The sequence below is a fragment of the Epilithonimonas bovis DSM 19482 genome (genome assembly GCF_900108115.1).
GTDB classification, from domain to species: Bacteria; Bacteroidota; Bacteroidia; order Flavobacteriales; family Weeksellaceae; genus Epilithonimonas; species Epilithonimonas bovis.
Map to the genome: position 1 here is coordinate 19792 of NZ_FTPU01000015.1, position 22323 is coordinate 42114.

At 38.9% G+C, this 22323-nt stretch carries 20 protein-coding genes; 14 read left to right on the forward strand and 6 right to left on the reverse strand.

All coding sequences use genetic code 11. The features are described from left to right. Positions 1–265: 265 nt before the first annotated feature. The gene (locus tag B0B05_RS08095) at positions 266–3073 is read left to right on the forward strand and encodes an aminopeptidase (RefSeq protein WP_076783159.1); all 2808 of its coding nucleotides are present in this window, start codon (positions 266–268) and stop codon (positions 3071–3073) included. Positions 3074–3130: 57 nt separating this feature from the next. On the opposite strand, the gene B0B05_RS08100 is transcribed toward B0B05_RS08095, so the two are convergent. Beyond that, positions 3131–3979: a lamin tail domain-containing protein gene (locus B0B05_RS08100; RefSeq protein WP_076783160.1), complete on the reverse strand. Its 849-nt coding sequence runs from the start codon at positions 3977–3979 to the stop codon at positions 3131–3133. Positions 3980–4057: 78 nt separating this feature from the next. After that, a complete protein-coding gene (locus B0B05_RS08105) occupies positions 4058–4843 on the reverse strand; it encodes a T9SS type A sorting domain-containing protein (RefSeq protein WP_076783161.1) in 786 nt (261 codons plus the stop codon). A gap of 153 nt (positions 4844–4996) precedes the next feature. Here B0B05_RS08105 and B0B05_RS08110 point away from each other — a divergent pair, with 153 nt between their 5' ends. Then, entirely contained in the window at positions 4997–8239 is a 3243-nt protein-coding gene (locus B0B05_RS08110; RefSeq protein ID WP_394332785.1) for a hypothetical protein, read from the forward strand. 48 nt (positions 8240–8287) lie between these two features. Here B0B05_RS08110 and B0B05_RS08115 read toward each other — a convergent pair whose 3' ends face one another. Further along, positions 8288–9115: a sulfurtransferase gene (locus tag B0B05_RS08115; protein WP_076783162.1), complete on the reverse strand. Its 828-nt coding sequence runs from the start codon at positions 9113–9115 to the stop codon at positions 8288–8290. A 192-nt stretch (positions 9116–9307) separates the two neighbouring features. Between B0B05_RS08115 and B0B05_RS08120 the strand changes: the two genes are divergently transcribed. Both B0B05_RS08120 and B0B05_RS08125 read left to right on the forward strand, forming a co-directional pair. Continuing rightward, positions 9308–10276 (forward strand): NAD-dependent epimerase/dehydratase family protein, encoded by a 969-nt coding sequence (locus tag B0B05_RS08120; protein ID WP_076783163.1) that lies wholly within the window; start codon positions 9308–9310, stop codon positions 10274–10276. A gap of 80 nt (positions 10277–10356) precedes the next feature. Next, on the forward strand, positions 10357–11109 hold the full coding sequence (locus B0B05_RS08125; protein WP_143745973.1) for a polysaccharide deacetylase family protein: 753 nt from the start codon (positions 10357–10359) through the stop codon (positions 11107–11109). Between the two features lie 54 nt (positions 11110–11163). Here the strand turns inward: B0B05_RS08125 and B0B05_RS08130 are convergent, their stop codons facing one another. Together B0B05_RS08130 and B0B05_RS08135 are read right to left on the reverse strand one after the other, a co-directional pair. Beyond that, the gene (locus tag B0B05_RS08130; RefSeq protein WP_076783165.1) at positions 11164–12369 is read right to left on the reverse strand and encodes a metallophosphoesterase; all 1206 of its coding nucleotides are present in this window, start codon (positions 12367–12369) and stop codon (positions 11164–11166) included. A gap of 87 nt (positions 12370–12456) precedes the next feature. Then, positions 12457–13536, reverse strand: a complete 1080-nt coding sequence (locus B0B05_RS08135) for a 3-oxoacyl-ACP synthase III family protein (RefSeq protein ID WP_076783166.1) — start codon at positions 13534–13536, stop codon at positions 12457–12459. Between the two features lie 158 nt (positions 13537–13694). Between B0B05_RS08135 and B0B05_RS08140 the strand changes: the two genes are divergently transcribed. After that, positions 13695–14291 (forward strand): IMPACT family protein, encoded by a 597-nt coding sequence (locus B0B05_RS08140; RefSeq protein ID WP_076783167.1) that lies wholly within the window; start codon positions 13695–13697, stop codon positions 14289–14291. 16 nt (positions 14292–14307) lie between these two features. Here B0B05_RS08140 and B0B05_RS08145 read toward each other — a convergent pair whose 3' ends face one another. Further along, a complete protein-coding gene (locus B0B05_RS08145; protein WP_076783168.1) occupies positions 14308–15018 on the reverse strand; it encodes a zinc metallopeptidase in 711 nt (236 codons plus the stop codon). A 111-nt stretch (positions 15019–15129) separates the two neighbouring features. On the opposite strand from B0B05_RS08145, the gene B0B05_RS08150 reads away from it, so the two are divergent. The 9 genes from B0B05_RS08150 (at position 15130) to B0B05_RS08190 (ending at position 22294) form a co-directional block, all read left to right on the forward strand. Next, positions 15130–16260, forward strand: coding sequence for a GNAT family N-acetyltransferase (locus B0B05_RS08150; protein ID WP_076783169.1), 1131 nt, complete (start codon positions 15130–15132; stop codon positions 16258–16260). 59 nt (positions 16261–16319) lie between these two features. Further along, entirely contained in the window at positions 16320–16505 is a 186-nt protein-coding gene (locus B0B05_RS08155) for a hypothetical protein (protein ID WP_076783170.1), read from the forward strand. Positions 16506–16623: 118 nt separating this feature from the next. Beyond that, complete coding sequence (locus B0B05_RS08160; RefSeq protein ID WP_076783171.1) at positions 16624–16995, forward strand: NADH-quinone oxidoreductase subunit A; 372 nt, start codon at positions 16624–16626, stop codon at positions 16993–16995. A gap of 95 nt (positions 16996–17090) precedes the next feature. After that, positions 17091–17651 (forward strand): NADH-quinone oxidoreductase subunit B, encoded by a 561-nt coding sequence (locus tag B0B05_RS08165; protein ID WP_076783172.1) that lies wholly within the window; start codon positions 17091–17093, stop codon positions 17649–17651. Between the two features lie 6 nt (positions 17652–17657). Next, positions 17658–18152 (forward strand): NADH-quinone oxidoreductase subunit C, encoded by a 495-nt coding sequence (locus tag B0B05_RS08170; RefSeq protein ID WP_076783173.1) that lies wholly within the window; start codon positions 17658–17660, stop codon positions 18150–18152. A gap of 76 nt (positions 18153–18228) precedes the next feature. Beyond that, on the forward strand, positions 18229–19452 hold the full coding sequence (locus tag B0B05_RS08175) for an NADH-quinone oxidoreductase subunit D (RefSeq protein WP_076783174.1): 1224 nt from the start codon (positions 18229–18231) through the stop codon (positions 19450–19452). A gap of 119 nt (positions 19453–19571) precedes the next feature. Then, positions 19572–20081, forward strand: coding sequence for an NADH-quinone oxidoreductase subunit NuoE family protein (locus B0B05_RS08180; RefSeq protein ID WP_076783175.1), 510 nt, complete (start codon positions 19572–19574; stop codon positions 20079–20081). Positions 20082–20092: 11 nt separating this feature from the next. Further along, a complete protein-coding gene (nuoF, locus tag B0B05_RS08185) occupies positions 20093–21445 on the forward strand; it encodes an NADH-quinone oxidoreductase subunit NuoF (protein WP_076783176.1) in 1353 nt (450 codons plus the stop codon). Positions 21446–21457: 12 nt separating this feature from the next. Beyond that, on the forward strand, positions 21458–22294 hold the full coding sequence (locus B0B05_RS08190) for a hypothetical protein (protein WP_076783177.1): 837 nt from the start codon (positions 21458–21460) through the stop codon (positions 22292–22294). Positions 22295–22323 lie beyond the last annotated feature (29 nt).

The window sequence follows — 22323 nt, forward strand, 5'->3', positions numbered from 1 at the left end:
ATTGTGTTTTTTCAAAGTTAAATAATTTTGGAAAAAGCTTTGCTTTTGAGTTTTTATAGGGGTCTTCGAGAGCCTCAGACTGACATTTCTTCGAGAGCCTCAGACTGACATCTTTTTGAGAGCCTCAGGCTAACAATATTAATACTAAAATTGAAACTTCAAATTAGAAGTCTTCGAGAGCCTCAGACTGACAGCGTAAAACTTTAACAACCAAACATTAATATTCATCAGAAAAAATTAGTAGTTTTAAGTAGTTATTATTTTGATGAAGCGACTTCTTTTGTGTTTGATTTTATTGTTCTCTAATTTCTGGGCCAAGGCTCAGCAGGACAGTATTTTGCTGAAAGTTAAACTGAATGACGACCAAAGAACAATCGCTGTTCAGCAAACTTTGATTTATCATAATCCGCATAAAAAACCCATCCGTCAAATAAAACTGCTGAACTGGGTAACAGCCTACCAAAACCGGAAAACAGCACTTCTCAAAAGAAAAGTGGAAGACCGCAAAAAAGAGCTCTATTTTGCCAAAGAAAACCAGCTGGGCAAACTCGAAAGCCTGGAGTATTCCTTCGGAAATGTGTCAGCAGAAATATTGGGTACAAATCATGAAAATCTATTAATTCCGCTCTCTGAGCCATTAGAATATGGTCAGGAAATCAAAATTAATCTTAGATATCAAATCAGGCTACCTGATGCCCGTTTTACAGCTTATGGCAGCGACGCCAATCATATCCTGCTCAAATATTTTTTCCTGGTTCCTGAGACTTTTGAAAACGATAATCAGGATCCTTCTTTCTACCGCGACATCGAGGAAACTGCCAATGCCGGCTCCTACTGGAAAGTTGATTTTGACTTAGCGCAAAACTGGAAATGCTATTCTAACCTCAACCAAACTTCGGATTCTGAATTTGAAGGCCTATCCGTCAACGATCCTGAGTTTCTTTTGTCGCGCGAGATTTACCCTCAGTTTTCAGCAGAAATTGATGGTCAAAAAATCGAAGTTCAATTGGGTTTTCAGATCTCAGAGTTTCAACGTCAAACTCTTAATTTTATCTTGCCGACACAGCTTAAATTTATCAAATCCAGAACAGGAAATCTGCCCAATAAGCTTTTCATTACTCAAAAATTTTTTAATAAAGAAGAGTTTATCGGGATTGATGATATCAAATGGTGGAAATTCAAATTTCAGTTGTTTACGGATTACGAAAAAACCGACCTGGACTACTTTAGCATCCTGTCAAAAAAAGTGATAGACGACTATTTTATCACCGATAAGTCTAATGATCACTGGCTGAAAAACGGGATTAAATCTTATCTGGAAATCCAGTATCTCAACAATTTTTATCCCAACCACAAACTTTTGGGAAACCTGCCGGACAACGCCAAAATCCTCGGGATGAAACCTTTGAAACTGTTCCATGCATCTGATCTGAAACTGACGGAGCGCTATGGATTGGCTTATCATTATATCTATACGCAAAACCTGGATCAGAAAATCACCACGCCTTATGGTGCATTGAGTAATTTTAATACTACTGCCATTAGCCAGTTTGAGATGGGAAGCCTTCTCAACTACATTTCAGAATATCAGGGATCCCAATCTTTTGATTTTTTTCTGAAAGAATACCTGATGGCCAATTATGAAAAGAAAACCACGGGAACCGCTTTTCTTAATCGCCTGGAAAACTTTACCCAAGGCAAATCAGCCTTTTTGACTCCTATGATCAATGAGAAACACAGGATTAATTTTAACCTTAGGCACATCCGTGAAAAAGAATCTTCTTATCAGGCACGCATCACTCATAAAAATGCGTCAGAAATCCCGCTTAAAATTGAAACCATCAATAAAAGTGGCGAACGAAAAACCTACTGGCGAGACAAGATTGCAGATACCGTTTCTGTAGCGAAAGATGATGTTGACAAAGTTGTTATAAACGATGATTATATCTTCCCCGAAACCAATTTCCGGGACAATTACATCTATACCAAAGGGCTCTTTGCCAACACCAAAAAATTAAAATTAAAACTGGTAAAAGACATCCAAAACCCGGAATTTAATGAAATATTCCTTACACCAAGGTTGACCTTTAATGCATACGATAAAGTTTTGTTGGGGCTTAATTTTAAAAACCAAGGGATTTTTGACCAGAAATTTGATTATTCCGTCACACCATATTACAGTACCGGAACGGGAAAACTAACAGGTTCGGGTGCGCTTGGTTACTCTATCCTGCCGCCTGACAGCTTTTTCCGAAGCTGGAATTTTGCAGTGTCGGGTTCTTATTTTCATTATGATAAGGACTTGGCGTACAAAAAATTCGGTGCTGCTACTTCCTTTATTTTTAATAAAAACCCGCGAAGCGCCATAGGAAGAAGCCTTTATTTTTCCTATAATTATTTTGAGCGGGAACTTACCCCACAGATGTTTATCAATCAAGAATATGACAAATATAACCTGTGGAACCTTGGCTATTCTTATTCAGATAACCGCCTGATTCATGAGAAATATATTGGGACTAATATCCAATGGATGGAGGATTTTAGGAAAATTTCTGCAGAAGCCTTCTATCGTTGGGAATATGCTAAGGATAAAAAAATTAGCTTCCGCTGGTTTGCCGGTTATTTTTTGAAAAATGACACCAAAAATTCGCTGTTCAATTACGGGATTTCGCGGGTTTCCAACTATTCTTTTTCTTATGGCTTGTTGGGGCAAAGTGCGACATCGGGCATCTTATCACAGCAGTTTATTTTGGCTGAAGGTGGTTTCAAGTCTTTTTTCAACACATCGGTCAACCAATTTATTACCAGTGTTAATATAGATTCTCACGTTTGGAAATGGTTTAATCTTTACGCCGATGCAGGTGTTTATAAAAATAAAAACAGAAGCACAGAATTTATTTGGGATTCTGGTGTGAAGGTAAAAGTAATCCCGGATTTCCTGGAAATCTACTTTCCTGTAGCGTCAAGCCTGGGTTTTGAACCATCATTTAAAAATTACGGTTACAGGATACGCTACACGTTGGTACTGAATCTTGGCGCGCTCGTTAATAATCTGAGGCGCGGTGTGTTTTAAAACAAAAAGAAGGCTTCCAAAAAATGGAAGCCTTCTCTATTTTCAAAAAAACTATAATTAGTTTTTGATTACTTTTTGAGATACTCTTTCTCCGTTAACCGTTCCGGTTACGATGTAAGTACCTTTTGCCAAAGAAGAAACGTTAAGTGTAGAACCTTCTGTAACTTTAGCTGATTTCACAACCTGTCCGGCAGTGTTTACGATTTGGATATCAGCATTTTTCGCAAAAGAGATAGACTCTCCTACTACAGTGTTTTTAACTAATGTAGAGTTAACTTTTGTAACATCTGATACAGCAAGTTGAGAAGAATTTTGAGGTGTTGGAGCAGAAGCTGTAAAATCTGCAGCATTGTTATTTGTATCAATACCATTAGTTCTTGAAACCGAAAGCGTTGCAGATGGAGCAGGAGCAGCACCACTTCCTTCAAATTGATTGGCAGTTGTACCATAACCTACAAAATCCAAAACATTTGAAGCAGTTACTGTAGAAATCTGATTAGCATCAGAAACCAAAGCTATTTTACCAGCAGCAGCAGCCATTGCAAAACCCGCAACCGAATTTGTTCCACTACCAAAATTAGTTGGAATTGGAGCTACATAATCAGGAGCCAAGTCTGTAGTACCACTAGCACCAGCTTGTTCTTGAATGAGATATTTCTGCCCTGGTGCTAAAGTAATGTTTGGAAGTGGATGATATTGGTTGAATGTTCCAGCTGCAGCTGCATATTGTAAAGTTGCTCCTGTTAAAGTTACAGATGCAGTTCCTTTATTAATAAGTTCTACGAAGTCATTCTTATAAGTAGCTCCAGAGTTACCTCCACCACCATACACTTCATTGATAACGATTTGTGCAGTTGCAACAGTTGCAATAAACACAATTCCTAAAACTGTAAAGATCTTTTTCATAATATAAAGTTTAAAATTGTAATACAAATGTATAGAAAAAATTACTCACATCATTGCGGGCAATTTTCTATATTATAATTATTTTTTGAGAATTTTTTGAGAAACTGTTTGTCCGTTTACAATACCTGCAACGATGTAAGTCCCTTTTGCCAATGCAGAAACATCTAATTTAGAATTTTCTGCAACCTCAGCCGTTTTAACTACTTGGCCAGCAGCGTTATAAACAGATACTTTTGCAGCAGCACCAAAGATCAACTCATTAGAAACGATAGTATTTTTTACCAAGTTTGCTTTTGCTTTTGTAGCATCTACAACTGCCATTGTAGTTGCATCATATACTTTTACATCATCAATTCTCCACTCTGTAGTATTAGTTCCTGTAAATCTAATTGATAATGTTGTAGTAGAAGGTATAGATCCAGATGGAGTTACAAGTGCCCATCCAGCAGTACCACTTCCTGTAGATCTTGTATATGTAAGAGGTGTCCAAGTTGATCCATCTGAGCTTACCTCTACAGTTAACTCGTTATTTGCAGCATTTGTACCTTTTCTTAGACCAAAAGATAACTTAACATTTGAAGCAGTGATAGTACTTGTATTGATTCCTGAAATGATGAAATTTTCTCCTGTAGCATTTACCATTACATTATTACTTCCAGAAGCTCCAGAATAATCACTAGCCGTAGATGCACTAGATGTTCTAACATCTGCTGTTCCTGAGTAAGACCAAGTTCCAGCATTCTGAAAACCAGCATAAGCAGACACTAAAGGATTCCCTGTTGCACCAGTACCCATATTTTCACTTTGTGCATTCACTGTTGCAGTCAAAGCTACTGCCGCTAACAAAGAATAGAATTTTTTCATAATATAAAAGTTTAAAAAATTGTTTATTTTGTTCTGTCGCAAATATAAAATATTATCTTTAACTACAATTTTAACAACCCCTTTCCCGTTTTAAATAATTGTTAATTCGCTGTAAGTCCTATTATTAGTACTTTTACACATTATACCAAAAGGGTGTCCAATATAAAAAAAATTCTGCTTACAATCTGTATTTTTTTCGCACTAACTACTGTTAATGCTCAGATTTTCAGCTGGAAAAACCCTAATATCCCGCAAGATTCTCTTAAAAAAGACAGTATCTTGATTTCTAAAATTAATCACGACTTTTTCACCAAAGACACGCTTGACTTCATCAAAAAACAGAATCGCATCGTTTATGATGAAGAAGTTTTGGTAAAAAATGACAAAAAAAGAATCCTGGGAGAACTCAACTCCAAAGGATCTATTATAAGAGGCATTACATTCGGTAACAATCAGGGATCCTCTGTCCAGAGTTCTATGGATATGCAGATCTCCGGCAAGCTGAGCCCGGATGTTTCTATCCTGGCTTCTATTTCGGACCATAATCTCCCCATTCAGGCAGATGGCTACACGCAGACCTTGCAGGAATTTGATAAAATCTACATCCAGCTGAATATCAAAAACCACAGCATTATAAGAGCCGGCCACCTGGACCTGAATGACGAAACCACCTATTTCGGGCGCTATCAGAGGCGAAGCATGGGACTGCAATTTCTCACCAACTGGGAAAAGAACGGCAACAAAACTTCCGTTGATGTTTCCGGGGGCGTTGCAAGAAGTGAGTTTTTCCGGATGCGATTCCAGGGGATTGAAGGCAACCAGGGGCCTTACCGATTAACCGGCAAAAACGGAGAATTGTTTATCACCATCATTTCTGGATCTGAGCAGGTCTACATAGACGGAATACTGATGAAACGCGGCGAGAATCAGGACTATACAATTAATTATAACACTGGTGAAATTACCTTCACAAGCTTCCGGCCGATTTATAAACAGAATTTTATCAATGTCTCTTACAATTACACCAACCGCAACTATACCAGATTCCTGATTACCGGAAGTATCAAACATAAGCGGGAAAAACTGAAAGCCGGATTTAGCTGGTTTATGGAGAATGATAACAAAAACGCGCCACTGTCACTTAACCTAAGTGATGATGACCGGCAGACTCTGGTGAGTGCCGGCAATAATCCCGATGCCATGTTTTCTCCATCGGGCGTGGAAACTGAGTACGATGTCAACAAAATCCTTTACAAAAGAATCTTTTCGGGAGATACTTACCATTATGAGTTCTCTATCGATCAGTCACAAAAACTATATCAGGTTTCTTTCACCTATTTTGGTACAGGAAAAGGCGATTACCAATTGCAGCAGACCACCAATAACGGCCGGGTTTTCCAGTACGTTGGTACTGGTCTTGGCGATTATATGGCGGTGAGGAAACTGCCAGCACCGGAAAAATCCCAGGTGTACTCTGCCAATGTAGAATATGCGTTGGATAATGGTGTCATCGGGACAGACGTATCGATGAGTAACTATGATCTCAATACTTTTTCATCCAAGGATAACCATCAGAACATCGGTTACGCAGCAAGGGTCTACGCTAACAAAACCTTCCGTAAAAATACATGGACTGGTACGCCAATGGTAGAATATCAGGTGATTCAGAAAAACTTCCATATTCTGGACCGCATCAATAATGTTGACTTCTGGCGCGATTTTAATTTGACTAATGAATTCAGCCAAATCACGCAGAACCGGTTTATTTTTTCTTTCCTCAATGATTTTAACAAAACCTCATCCGTTAATTATAAAATCAATTACCTCGAAGAAAAAAACACTTATAAAGGGATTAAGAATGATTTGGATGCCGTCTGGAAAACTGGGAAATTCAATAATCTTGGGGCTGTTTCTTATCTTAATACCCAGTCAACAGATCTCAACACCAACTTTATCCGAGGTACGGTTTCATCTGAACTGTCCGGCAAAAAAGGCAGCTGGATGCTGGGCGGATCTATGGAGCACAATGAGAAAAAGTATAATGCCACACAGGCGATGGATCTGAGCAGTTATAGCTGGAAAGAAATTTTTGTTCAGAAAAAAGTAGCCGATTCTGCAAGGACAAAGTTGCTGACCAAACTTTATTTCCGAGGTAATGATTCGGTCTTGGACAATCGTCTCAAAAAGATGAATAACATCCTTGGGATCATGGCAGAAAGCCAGATTATCAAAAACGAGAAAACCCAATTATCTGCATTGGTGCATTATAGAAAATTCTTTTACGAAACCCCAACCTTTGCCAACAATCAAAACCAGGATTTTGTTGTAGGAAACATGCTGTACAACCAGCAATTATTCAAAAACGGGATGCGCCTTCAGCTTTTTTATGAACTCGGGAACGGGCAGGAAGCGCAACGGGAGTTCCAGTACATCAAAGTGACCGACGGGCAGGGCATCTACAAATGGACGGATTACAACAATGATGGCGTACAGCAATTAGATGAATTCGAAGTAGCAGAATATACGGATCTGGCACAATACATTCGGGTTTATACCAACAGCGTGAACTATCTGGCATCTAACAAGAACAAACTGCAAGTCGCTTTGTTTGTGAATCCGTCTGTCATCATTAGCTCAGAAAATGCTTTTCTGAAACGCTGGAACTTCAACCTGTCGCTCCTTTCCCAGAATTCTTATCTCAAAGGTAGCCAGGTCCTGGTGTGGAATCCTTTTGCCAGACAAAGTGATCAGCTGCTCAGGACTCAGAATATCCTTGCATCAGCATTATTTACTTCTAATGACAAATCCGGGTGGAATGGCAGTTACCGCTACACCGATAATGACAATCTGGTGAATGCCAATTTCAGTAACGAAGCGCATGCTCAGAAATCCCATTTTATGAATGTAGGTTATTCTTTTACAAAAGCGTTCCGCGCGGATTGGGAAAACACAGTGCAAAATGTAAGCAACAGTTCCCAAGTGTATGAATCGCGCAATTACCTGTTGCAAAACTGGGAAACCAAACCAAAAGCCACTTATAAACTGACAGAAACTTTGCAAACTGAATTATTCGGAGCGTTGCGCCAGAAAAAAAGGACCGATGGCGAAGAACTTTTGAAAACCTACGAGATATCGGGTACGCTACAATGGGAAAGGACAAAAACATCTGTGCGCGCTCAATTTTCATTTATTAATAATCAATTTGACGGGAATAACTACAGCATTGTAGGAAATCAGATGCTGGAAGGCCTGAAACCCGGAAAAAATCAAGTCTGGACGCTCTACATCCAACAGGCCATCAATTCGTTCATCCAACTCAATGTGAACTATGAAGGCCGGAATTCCGGCGACCGCACCATACACATTGGTAGCATGCAGGTGCGGGCAAGTTTTTAAGAAGGAGGATTGGAACGTTAAAACACGCTAAACTCTCCTGATCTAAAACTACAACGCATTCCGGCTCCACTCGCTCCAGCTTCCGACATACAAATTAGGGATTTCAAAACCGGCATAATCCAAAGCTAACAAAGAATGGCAGGCTGTTACGCCACTTCCGCAATGGAAGATAATTTTGTCCCGATCATAGTTTTCAAACAAATCCGAATAAATTGTTTTAAGCAGTTCTGGAGATTTGAATAAACCGCTGTTATCTAGATTTTCAGAAAAAGGAATATTTTCTGCATTTGAGATATGTCCTGCGACCAGATCAATGGGCTCTGTAATACCCTGATAACGTTGCGACTCCCGCACATCTACAATTACAAAATCAGGGTTTTGCGTGGCTAACTTTACCTCATCAATCCAAATTTGTGGCAATTGCCAATTTTGATAATCAGGAACATATTGAGTTTTGGGATAAGACTCATTGCCAGAGCTTAAAGGATAACCCTGGCTTTCAGCATACTGCAAACCGCCGTCCAGGACCTGAACATTCTCATGCCCAACAGCCCGCAACATCCACCAAAACCTTGCGGCGGCATTAGCGCCGTTTTTATCATCGTAGATCACAACATGAGAATCTCTGTCAATCCCTAATTCCCCTAAAGTTTTGATAAAATCTTGAAAACCAGGAAGCGGATGCCGTCCACCATTTTTAGGATCATCAATGCTTGCCAGATCTGAATTCAGATCAACAAAAGCGGCATTTTTGAGATGTTTTTCAAGGTATTTCTCTTTCGCATCTGGTCCGGTTCTGACATCGTAAAGCTTGAAATTTTTGATTTGAAATTTCCGAATAAGCTCATCCGGTCTAATAATTGGAATGATTTTCATAAAAATTATATTGTTAGTTTAAAGAGGATTTTTTCAGCAACAGAAGTTAAAATTAAAATAAAACTTCAAAGTCACAAAGTATTTTCAAACTTACACCTTTCAAAGCAATGGCTTTGATACAAAAACCTTAATAACTGAAAATTTTACCCAGTTAGTTTATTTAATTAGATTTGCGAATCAATAAACGTAAAAATGGAGACACACACTGAAAAAATCCTGATCACGGGTGCTTTGGGACAGATTGGCACCGAACTTACCGCCAAGCTGGCAGAAATCTATGGTAAAGAAAATGTCATCGCATCAGGTCTTGACAAATGGAAAGAAGGCATTACGGAAGCCGGGTATTATGAGAGACTGGATGTTACCAATTTCCAGGCTGTTACAGAGCTTATTAAAGAACATAATATTACAACAGTTTATCATCTTGCATCGCTGTTATCGGGTACTTCGGAAAAACAGCCGCTTTTTGCGTGGAAACTAAATCTGGAACCACTCATTCATCTTTGTGAACTGGCCAAAGAAGGTCTTATAAAAAAAATATTCTGGCCGAGTTCTATTGCGGTTTTCGGAAAAGGAATCCCGAAAGTAAATGTGGGCCAAGAGGTCGTTCTCAACCCTACTACAGTCTACGGAATATCCAAAATGGCAGGTGAAAAATGGTGTGAATACTATTTTGAAAAATACGGTGTTGATATAAGAAGTATACGCTATCCTGGTTTGATTTCCTGGAAAGCACCAGCCGGAGGCGGCACTACAGATTATGCCGTAGAGATTTTTTATGAAGCGGTAGAAAATGGTAAATACACCAGCTTTATCAGTGAAAATACGGCGATGCCAATGCTCTATATGGATGACGCCATTGATGCCACTATCAAGCTAATGACTGCGCCAAAAGAAGAGGTAAAAATCAGGTATTCTTACAACCTTGGAGGGATGAGTTTTACGCCGGCAGAACTGGCATCGGAGATCAAAAAAACGATACCGGATTTTGAGATAAAATACGAGCCGGATTTCCGTCAGGCTATTGCAGATTCCTGGCCGGCAAGTATTGATGATTCGGCAGCAAAACAAGATTGGGGATTGAATTACCAGTTCGATATTTCATCAATGTCAATAGATATGATTAATAATCTAAAACACAAACTCAAGAGAGAAGAGTAATTTAATAGAAACTTTAATTTAAATTATTTTTAACAACTGATTTTTAAATAATTACAAAACAAATCTCAATACTACTTTAAGTGATTTTATTAACTTTTAACATAGCAATGCCTACTTATCAATATTCTGAAAAACAAAATATTGACCAAGATCAATTGATAACAACTATCGAAAAAAAGTTAGTAGTTATACTTCAGAAACTGGAACTCAACGGATTCCTGGCAACCTTTTTTATTGAGATTTCTTTGGTTAAGCTTTTGGAAAAACAGTTAAAAAATATCGTTTATGCCGGTCACGAAGTTGCATTTTTTAATGCTGATTCTGATACTGAAACGATAGAAAAAACAAAGATTTTTGCTGAACAGTTTTTGCAAAAACCGATCCGTGGCCTAAGGCAAAAATACCACCAGATTGATTATCCGGAAATCAAAAAAATGAACTTTAGCTATGTCTCCAATATAGAAGAATCCAGCATCAATTTCTTATGGCGTAAACTGAGTAGCAAGACAGAGATCCATTACAAAAACGACCTGACTATAATCCCGGAAAGCCAGTCTCCTTATTCGCAACTTCCTTTCAATGATTTTGTTTTTCAGGTTACTCCAATGCGGTATTACGAGAGTATGATCACAGAAAGCCTGAAGAGTAGCGAGTACGTCATGATATATACCAACATATGGCAATATATGACAGCAGAAGAACTACCCTATAAGCTCCCTTTTTACAAAAGACTCAACATTGGTACTAATACAGAAAAGCGGCTGGAAAAGCTCCTGCAATACATTGATGAAAGCGAAATTGCCGTATCCAGGATGAAGGACTATTTATTTTAAACAAAAAAAAAGCTTAGAAATTCTAAGCTTTTTTTTTGATTGATATCAGCAAAGTCAACTCAATTCAAATACTGTAATCTCTGGCAACACCCCTACTCTACCCGGGTAGCCAATTACACCAAAGCCGCGGTTGACGTACAGATATTTCCCTTCGCTCTCATACAGATCTGCCCATTTAGGGTATTTATATTCGACCGGCGACCAACGGAAATTTTTAAGATCTATACCAAACTGCATCCCGTGTGTATGCCCAGACAGTGTAAGCTGCACATTAGAAGGATGATGCTTAACAATCGCATCAAAATGTGACGGATCGTGCGACATCAGTATTTTTACCGCATCTACGGGAACACCTGCCGCTGCCTTATCGAGATCGCCAAATTGCGGAAACGGCGGAATACCCCAGTTTTCCACACCAAGTATATACAGTTTTTCACCGTTTCTCTCGATGACCCGACTCTCATTTCTCAACATTTCAAAACCAGCTTTTTTTTCGTTTTCAATCAATCTTGGGATATTATTTTTCCGGTCATCCACAGATTTCCAAACTCCATATTCGCCATAATCATGATTACCAAGGACTGCCAATTTACCATCTCTGCTTTTAATTTGCGAAAACAAATCAATAAATGGTACAAACTCATCTGCATAATTGTTAACCATATCACCAGTGAAAAGGATCAGGTCTGCATCCTGATTATTAATCAGATCAATGGCATGCTGCAGATGCTTTGGATTCTGGAAACTACCGCTGTGCACATCAGAGATCTGTACAATCTTGTAACCTTTGAAACTCTCTGGAAGATTTTTGAGTTTTAACCTGACAATTCTTGCCCTGTGCCGGTACTTGCCAAAGATAATACCATCCAAAAACATACCCGCCAAAACAGCACCCGAACCCAATCCTACAAGACTAATAAAACGACGTCTGGAAGGATAATGCGTCTCCTCTTTTGTTATGTACTGATACCCAAATCCCAAAAAGCGTACAACATCCTCCAATAAAAGAAAGACTGCGACCAATATCTTTGGCAGTACAAAGATTAGAATCACAGAGAAAACAATCTGTAACCTTAGGTAACTGTGCGAAGCTTTATTAAAGGTGATTACTGAATAAAAAAGAAACATGTACACCAAAACGGTTGGAATCCAGTAAATTAATTTAGAATTAAATGTATTAAAAGCTGTTTTAAAAGCCTGATAAACATACAACTCAAGAAAAAGGAAAAGCACCAGAAGTGTAAGAATGGTTTTTTGCATAATATTATAAAAAAGAAAAAGGAATTGTTATAAATTCCTTTTATGATAGAGACGTTTAAAAACTAATTTTACTCTGCATGTGAAGTACTAAATTTTACCTTCGGGGAATTTGTAAACTACGCAATTAATATTCATCCCGGCTCCTACCGAAGTAAACAAAATATAAGAACCCGGTATAAACTGCTGTCCTTCTAACTTTCCTTTTCTTATTAAATCAAATAATGTAGGAACGGTTGCAACAGACGAATTACCTAATTCCTGAATCGTCATTGGAGAAATAGAATGATCATATTCTCTTTGACCGTATAGCCTAAACAACCTGCCAATCATAGCATAATCCATCTTGGCATTGGCCTGGTGAATTAAAATCTTGCTGATATCAGAAATATCAAGACCTGCTTTATCTATGGTTGCTTTGATCGCATCGGGAACGTTTTTAAGGGCATATTCGTAGATTTTACGCCCACGCATCCTGATGTACAGTCTTTTTTCATCAAAATCCGGATTCAGAGAAGGGCCATTTTCCAGATAGCAAAGCTCTTCACCATTATCACAAAGGGTGTTATCCGCCAAGACACCCACTGTGGTATCCTCTGTGGCTTTTACAACCACCGCACCAGCACCATCTGCAAAAATCATTTTGTTCCTGTCAAAAGGATCAGTAATCCTACTAAGAGTCTCACCACCTACAACCAGAACTGTTTTGGCTTTACCCGCTTTTATGAGGGTATCTGCCAGTATAAGCGCTTCTACCCAACCTGGGCATCCAAAAATCATATCATAATTGATACAATCTCTTCTTTTGATACCCAATTTACCTTTGAGCCTGGCAGACATCGAAGGCATAAAATTCGGGATACCATTTACATCTACTTCACCAAAGTTGGTAGCATAGATAATATAATCAATCTCTTCTTTATCAATACCAGCATCTTCAATAGCTTCCACAGAAGCCCTGAGAGCCAAATCAGAATTACAATCTTCTGCATTGATATACCTTCGCCTTTCGATTTCTGTAATATCAACAAATTTTTGTACGATTTCTTCTGTCGGTTTCTCGATCAACTCGTTATTATCATCATAAAAAACCGCATCCCTGAAATGAGAACCTTCTATAATGTTTTCCGGGATATAACTTCCGGAGCCAATGATTAGTGTATTAGGCATTGATATGAAAAAATTTTAACTGCAAAATTACATAAAAATTAATTGTCTGGATTTTTATTTTGATGATTTTCTTTACAAGAAAAGCAACATAAGGTTACAATTTGATAATTAAGCAGCAGCACATCAAAGTTTCTTTCAGAAATTTATATTTTTGAAAAATGTTTGAATTCCAGACCATCAGCAAGGCGATAGAAGATATTCTTCTAAAAGAAAAAGGCAGCAAATTCATTGGTTTTGCTTATCCCGTCAATTCCGAATCCGAAATAAAAGAAAAACTAAGCCATCTGAGAGCCCTTCACCCAAAAGCAACCCATCATTGCTACGCTTACAGATTGGGCCTTAATGGAGAAAACTACCGTGCCAATGATGACGGAGAACCATCAGGTAGTGCAGGATTACCAATTTACAATCAACTTTTAGCCCATCAGGTTACCAATGTTTTACTGGTTGTAATCAGATATTATGGCGGGACCAAATTAGGCGTTGGCGGCTTGGTAAAGACTTATAAAGAATCTGCAAAATATACGCTGGAGCAGGCGAAAATCATCACCAAAGAATTAGAATCCGGGTTAGAAGTACGTTTTAAATTTTCTCAACAGAATCTGATATTCACCCTGCTTAATAAATACGACGCCAAAATCATTGATTTTGATGCCAAAGAAATATGCGTTATCAAAGCTCATATAAAGACTTCTAAAAAAGAAAGCATCTCCGACGAATTGTCTGAGATGCTCTTGGAATTTAATTTTTCATAACTTTTATTCCTATTTTTTAATCTCTTCTGTTACCAGAGAGCATACTTGCAAAATAAATCAACTGAGCCAAAGAACCTAGCGCTGCAACAACATATGTCCTTGCCGCCCATTTAAGCGAATCTTTAGCGCCCGCATACTCATCGGGAGTCACAGTCCCCGAAGATTCCAGCCATTTGAGAGCCCTGTTACTGGCATCATATTCTACCGGCAATGTTACAAATGCAAATAATGTTGTCACTGCAAAAAGCACAACTCCTATGGCTAAAACCGTTGTATTGCCATTAGGATTATCAATACTTCGGGTTGCAATCATAATCCCTATGCCGGCCATCAGAACAAACTGTAATAATCTGGAACTGATATTAACCACAGGAACCATTTTGGAACGGAACTCTAACATAGAATAACCTACTTTGTGCTGAACGGCATGACCGCACTCGTGCGCTGCAACTGCCGCTGCCGCTGCATTCCTCTGCATATATACTGCTTCAGACAGATTGACGGTTTTAGTTTCCGGATTATAATGATCGGTCAGCTCACCCGGTACCGAAACAACCTGAACATCATTGATTCCATTTTCCCTCAACATTTTCTCGGCAATCTCCTTACCCGACAAACCGTTTCTCAGATGTACTTTTGAATAATAATCAAACTTTGATTTGAGCCTGGAAGAAACAATCCAGCTAAACAACATAGATAGTCCGATAATTATATAATAACCACTCATTTTTGCTTTTTAAATAATAAAAAAATTACGTATTTCAAGAAGTAAATATTATGCCAAAGACTTGCTATTTTTACCTTAAAACCTATCTTTGTCTAATAGATGCGCAAGAATATGAAAAACATTATTGTAAAGCAAGTTGTTACCAAAAATGATCTGGAAGATTTTATAACATTCCCAATGGATCTTTATAAAAACAACCCCAATTATGTCCCGCCATTAATCAACGAAGAAAAAAATATATGGAATGAGAAAGAGAATCCTGCCCTTCATTACTCTGTAGCAAAACAGTTTTTAGCTTATAAAAATGGTAAAATAGCAGGCAGAATTGCGGTCATCATCAATCAGAAAGAGGAAAAAGAACTGGGAATCAGAAAAGTGCGGTTCGGGTGGCTTGATTTTATTGATGACGAAGATGTTTCTAAAGCACTTATCGATGAGGCCATAATATTTGCCAAAGAAAACAAAATTGACAAAATCGAAGGCCCCATGGGTTTTACCAATCTGGATAAAGCCGGGATGTTGACTATGGGCTTTGACAAATTGGCCACTATGATTGGCCTCTACAATAATGAATATTATCCAAAACATCTGGAAAAACTGGGACTTGCCAAAGAAAAAGAATGGGTAGAATTTGAGATAAATTTCCCGGAAGTCTTGCCTGAAAAAGTGGTAAAATTCAGCAGCCTGATTGCAGAAAAGTACAAACTGAAAGTGATCGATTTCAAATCAAAACAAGAGATTCTACCATTGGTTGATCCCATGTTCAAACTTCTGGATGAGACTTACAAACACCTTTCTACTTACACGCCAATCACAGAGGAGCAGATCAAAACTTATAAAGAAAAATATTTTCCGTTCATTGACAAAAATTATATCATCTGTATTACCGATGACAAAGACGAGCTGGTCTCTTTTGCGATCACAATGCCTTCTTACTCCAGAGCGCTGCAAAAATCCAAAGGCAAGCTCTTCCCTTTTGGCTGGTGGCACTTTTTACAGGCAGGCAAAAAGAACGACAGGGCTAATTTTTATTTGATTGGCATCCATCCGGATTATCAGAGACGCGGCGTAACAGCTATTATTTTTAAGGAAATTTTTGAACGGTTCAGAAAAATGGGAATCCAATATGCGGAGACCAATCCTGAACTAGAAGAGAACAAAAATGTCCAGCTGTTGTGGCAGGATTACAACCCCGTCAATCACAAAAGAAGGAGAACCTACTCCCTGACTATAAAAATATAAGTGTTTTAAACGTTCGTTTGATTAAAAAACATTAATTTCTGCTAACAAAATGTAGACACATGAAAAAACAACTATATATCTATATCGTATTGATAATTCTTTTTGTCCTTTACAATACCTTCAAACCGGTAAAAGACCCAAGAACCGACACGATTATTAACATTCTTTTCGCCAGTGTCCTGTTTTTGTACATCGCATACATCGCTTACCTTGTGCTTAAAAAAACCTCAAAACACAAAGAATAAGCTTATTTATAACTATTCTAAATTTACAAAAGCAGGCTTTTGTTTCCTTTTCACAAGGCCGATAATTTAATATATTAAATCTTTATTTAGTATTTTTGCATAGTTAAATTTCGATTTTATGAATTTACCGGAAAATTACATTCCTATTCTTATTCAGGCAGCTGTCGGACTTGGTTTTGTCGCCATTTCTTTACTTGGCGCTCACTTTTTGGGACCTAAACAAAAGAAAGGAAATTCTGTAAAAAACCAAAGCTGGGAGTGCGGTGTTGCTGTAGAAGGTAATGCAAGGACACCTTTTTCTATTAAATATTTTTTAACAGCAGTTTTGTTTGTTCTGTTTGATATAGAAATTGTGTTTTTTTATCCTTACGCCGTTAACTTCAGGGAGTTTGGGATGCAGGGCTTTTTAGCCGTACTTACATTTGTTGCCATTTTCTTTGTTGCTTTTTTCTATGTTTGGAAAAGAGGCGCATTGGATTGGGATAAATAACAGAAATTATATTTTTTTAATTACAGATTTTCAGATGTTTGGTTTTGAATTTGAATCATTTAAAATCAAAAGTTTAAAATCTAAAATCAACTACAATGTCAGATAAAAAACCAACTATAATAACCAATGCCCCCGCTCCCGAAGGTTTCGAAGGAGAAGGCTTTTTTGCAACTAAGCTGAGCAGTGTTATCGGTATGGCGAGAAAATTCTCGCTGTGGCCGTTGCCTTTTGCTACCTCATGTTGTGGTATCGAATTCATGGCGACACTTAACCCAACTTATGACGCATCAAGATTTGGGATGGAGCGTAACTCGTTCTCGCCAAGACAGGCTGATATGCTGATGGTTTGCGGAACAATTTCTAAAAAATTGGGCCCGGTTCTTAAAGAAGTTTATACCCAGATGGCCGAGCCAAAATGGGTAGTTGCTGTTGGTGCTTGTGCTTCCAGCGGTGGTATCTTTGATACCTATTCAGTGTTACAGGGGATTGACAAGATTATCCCTGTGGATGTTTATGTTCCCGGATGCCCACCACGACCAGAGCAGATTATAGAAGGCGTGATGCAGGTTCAGGCACTTTGCGAAAGCGAAAGTATCAGAAGAAGAGATATGCCGGAATATCAAAAACTGTTGGATTCTTACAACATTAGCAACTAGAAGAAGATGACGAACGAATTTGTATTAGAAGCAATTACCAGAGAATTTCCAGAGTCTGTTCTGCTGAGCTCAGAACCTTATGGGATGCTGACGGTAGAAATCAAAAAAGATGATATCAAAAAAGTTATTCATTATCTGAAGGATTCATCTCTGGAAATTAACTTCCTGACAGACATCTGCGGAATCCATTACCCGGAACATCCAGCTCAGGAGATTGGCGTTGTTTATCATTTGCATAATATGATGACCAATTTCAGAATACGTCTTAAGGCGTTTATGACGAGAGAAGATACAGAAATTGATTCCCTTACAGATCTTTATGCAGGAGCCAACTGGATGGAAAGGGAAACTTTTGACTTCTACGGAATCAAGTTTAAAGGGCATCCGGATCTAAGGCCAATCCTTAATATGGAAGACTTAGGCTACCACCCTATGTTGAAAGAATATAAGCTGGAAGATGGTACCAGGACGGATAAGAACGATGCGATGTTCGGAAGATAAAAATTAATATAAATGATGAATGATGATAGATAAATGATTATCGATTATCAACTATCAATTATCAATTATAATCAATATGAAAGATAACTCATTATCTAATATACTTAACCAATACGACAGCAAGGAACAGATCGACGGACAATTATACACGTTGAATCTTGGGCCTACACACCCTGCAACACACGGCATTTTCCAGAACGTCCTTACGATGGATGGCGAAAGAATATTGCATGCAGAGCAGACGGTTGGTTATATCCACAGAGCATTTGAGAAAATTTCTGAAAGAAGGAACTTTGCTCAGATCACCACGCTTACAGACCGTATGAATTACTGTTCTGCGCCTATCAATAATCTTGGCTGGCACATGACCGTAGAAAAACTGATTGGTGTAAAAGTTCCAAAACGCGTCGATTATATGCGTGTTATCCTAATGGAGCTGGCAAGAATCGGTGACCATTTGATCTGTAACGGTGTAACCGGAATGGACTCGGGCGCTATTACAGGCCTTACCTATATGTTTATCGAGCGCGAGCGCATCTACGATATGTACGAGCAGATTTGCGGCGCTAGGATGACGACTAATATGGGAAGAATTGGAGGATTCGAAAGAGACTTCACGCCTAAGTTCCACGAACTATTGAAAGACTTTTTAAAAACATTTCCACCAAGATTCCAGGAGTTTTGTAATCTTTTAGAGAGAAACAGGATCTTTATGGACAGAACCATTGGTACCGGAGCCATCTCAGCAGAAAGAGCATTAAGCTACGGTTTTACTGGCCCTAACCTGCGTGCTGCCGGTGTGGATTATGATGTAAGAGTAGCACAACCATATTCTTCTTATGAAGATTTCGACTTCATTATCCCTGTAGGTACCGCCGGCGATACTTACGACCGTTTTATGGTTCGGCAGCAGGAGATTTGGGAATCGATTAAGATTATCAAACAGGCTTACGAAAACCTTCCAGAAGGCCCTTTCCACGCTGATGTACCGGATTTTTACCTTCCGGAGAAAGCCGATGTTTACCAAAAAATGGAAGCTTTGATCTACCACTTCAAAATTGTAATGGGAGAAACCGATGTTCCGAAAGGCGAAGTGTACCATGCAGTAGAAGGCGGAAACGGAGAATTAGGATTCTATCTGGTGAGTGATGGCGGAAGAACGCCTTATAGACTGCACTTCCGTAGACCTTGTTTCATCTACTATCAGGCCTATCCGGAGATGATCACAGGTTCTGTTATCTCTGATGCCATTGTGACGATGTGCAGTATGAATATTATTGCGGGAGAATTAGACGCATAGAAAGACATTAAGAAAAAAGATGAAAGATAAAAGACTTTCATTCCAAAATAAAAATTGAATTTAGAATACAGAATTTTGAGTCTAGACTCTATGTTCTTGGTTCTTTAATCTTAAATAAAATGAGCGAAACAATTGCTTTTAAACCTGAAAGTTTAGCGCAGGTTCATAAAATTATCGCAAGATATCCTGAAGGAAGACAGAAGTCTGCCCTGATTCCTGTTTTGCATTTGGCACAGAAAGAATTTGATGGCTGGCTGGCTGTCCCTGTAATGGATTATGTTGCAGAATTATTAAGTATCACACCCATCGAAGTGTACGAGGTAGCAACGTTCTATACCATGTTTAATATGAAGCCGGTAGGCAAATATGTTTTGGAAGTGTGCAGAACCGGGCCTTGTATGGTGAATGGAAGCGAGAAAATCCTCAATCATATCAGAACAAAACTCAATATCAAAGATGGAGAAACAACAGCAGACGGATTGTTTACTTTGAAACCTGCTGAGTGTTTGGGAGCATGTGGTTACGCACCAATGATGCAGCTGGGGAAATTTTATCACGAGAACTTAACGATAGAAAAAGTGGACGAGATCCTTGAGCTTTGTAAGCAGGGAGCTGTTGCTTTAGATTAATAAATAGAACAATGAGTAAAAAACTTTTACTTAAAAACGCACATATAGAGGGCATCCGGTACTTCGAAACTTACCGTAAACACGGTGGTTACGAATCTGCGGAAAAAGCCCTGAAGATGAAGCCTGAAGAGATCCTGGAAGAAGTAAAGACTTCCGGACTCAGGGGCCGTGGTGGTGCTGGTTTCCCAACAGGGATGAAGTGGAGCTTCCTTGCAAAGCCGGAAGGCGTGCCAAGACACTTGGTCGTGAATGCTGATGAATCCGAGCCAGGCACTTTCAAAGACAGGTACCTGATGGAGTTTCTTCCTCATCTGTTGATCGAAGGGATGCTGATCGCTTCTTATACACTGGGTTCCAATACATCGTACATCTACATTAGAGGAGAATACTCTTGGATTCCTGATATTCTGGAAGCTGCGATTGATGAAGCCAAAGCAGCGGGTTTTCTCGGTAAAAATATCTTAGGAACCGGTTTCGATTTAGAAATTTATGTTCAAAGAGGTGCTGGAGCTTACATCTGTGGAGAGGAAACTGCATTGCTGGAGTCGCTCGAAGGAAGAAGAGGAAATCCAAGACTTAAGCCACCTTTTCCGGCTGTAAAAGGCCTTTGGGAAAGGCCAACAGTGGTTAACAATGTAGAATCTATTGCGGCGGTTGTCCCAATTATCGAAATTGGTGGCGCAGAATATTCTAAAATTGGTGTAGGCCGGTCTACAGGAACCAAACTGATTTCTGCTTGTGGCAATATCAATAAACCAGGCGTTTATGAAATCGATATGACCATTACTGTTGAGGAATTTATTTACTCTGACGAATATTGTGGTGGCATCCCGAATGGTAAAAAGCTAAAAGCATGTATCCCGGGCGGAAGTTCTGTTCCAATTGTGCCAGCTAATCTTTTGCTGAAAACGATCAATGGCGAACCGAGATATATGAACTACGAATCTTTATCAGACGGTGGTTTTGCTACCGGAACCATGATGGGGTCGGGAGGATTTATTGTTCTTGACGAAGACCAGTCGGTTGTAGAACACACCATGACACTGGCAAGATTTTATAACCACGAGAGTTGCGGACAATGTACACCTTGTAGAGAAGGAACCGGCTGGATGTATAAAATCCTGAAAAAAATATGGAAAGGAGAAGGTAAAATGGAAGATATCGATTTGCTTTGGGATATCCAGAGAAAAATTGAAGGTAATACCATTTGCCCGTTAGGCGATGCAGCGGCATGGCCGGTTGCAGCAGCCATCAGACATTTCAGAGATGAGTTTGAGTGGTATGTTAACAATCCGGAACTCAGCCAGACTCAAAATTACGGATTGGCCAATTATGCGGATCCAATCCCGGCAGTTACTAAATAATGTAGACGCTAAATGAAGAATTTTTTTGTATTGGCTTTGATAATTCTGGGAACACAGATCGGATTAGCCCAGGATATCGATAATAATAATAAGCCTGATCCACTTTCAAAAAAAGGACAGATGTTTGTTTTCTTTGGTTGGAACAGAGGCGCTTTCAGTAATTCTGATATTCATTTTACCGGAAACGGCTATGATTTTCAGTTGAATAATGTATCTGCAAAAGACCGCCCTACAAAGTTTGGCATCGTCTATTTTGATCCGGCATGGTTTACAGTAGTGCAGTATAATTTCCGGGCAGGTTATTTTATCAAGGACAATTTGGCCTTAGTCCTTGGGATTGACCACATGAAGTATGTGATGAATCAGAATCAGACGGTTAATTTTAATGGGCATATCTCGGATCCTAAATATGCTGCGATGGTACAGAATGGCCAGGTTGATTTATCTGATGAACAATTCCTTACCTTTGAGCATACCGATGGGCTTAATTATGAAAACCTGGGTCTGGAAAAATATAAAAACCTGATTAATAAAGATAATATTGATCTGGTCTGGTCTTATGGAGCTGGTGTAGGCGTGATGTTTCCTAAAAGTAATGTGAAGCTCTTTGGTAATGAAAGAAGCGACCGTTTTCACGTAGCAGGTATTGGTACCGACGTGAGAACCAGCCTTAACCTTGTTTTCTGGAGACACTGGATGGCAAGGCTGGAGGCCAAAGCCGGGTATATTAATATGTGGGATATCAAAACCACACTGAATAACAAACCGGACAAAGCACAGCAGGACTTTGTATTTGGACAGGTGTTGGCGGGTATTGGATATACATTTAATACAAAAAAGTATAAATAAATATAGCTTATTTGCAAAGGCATAAGAAG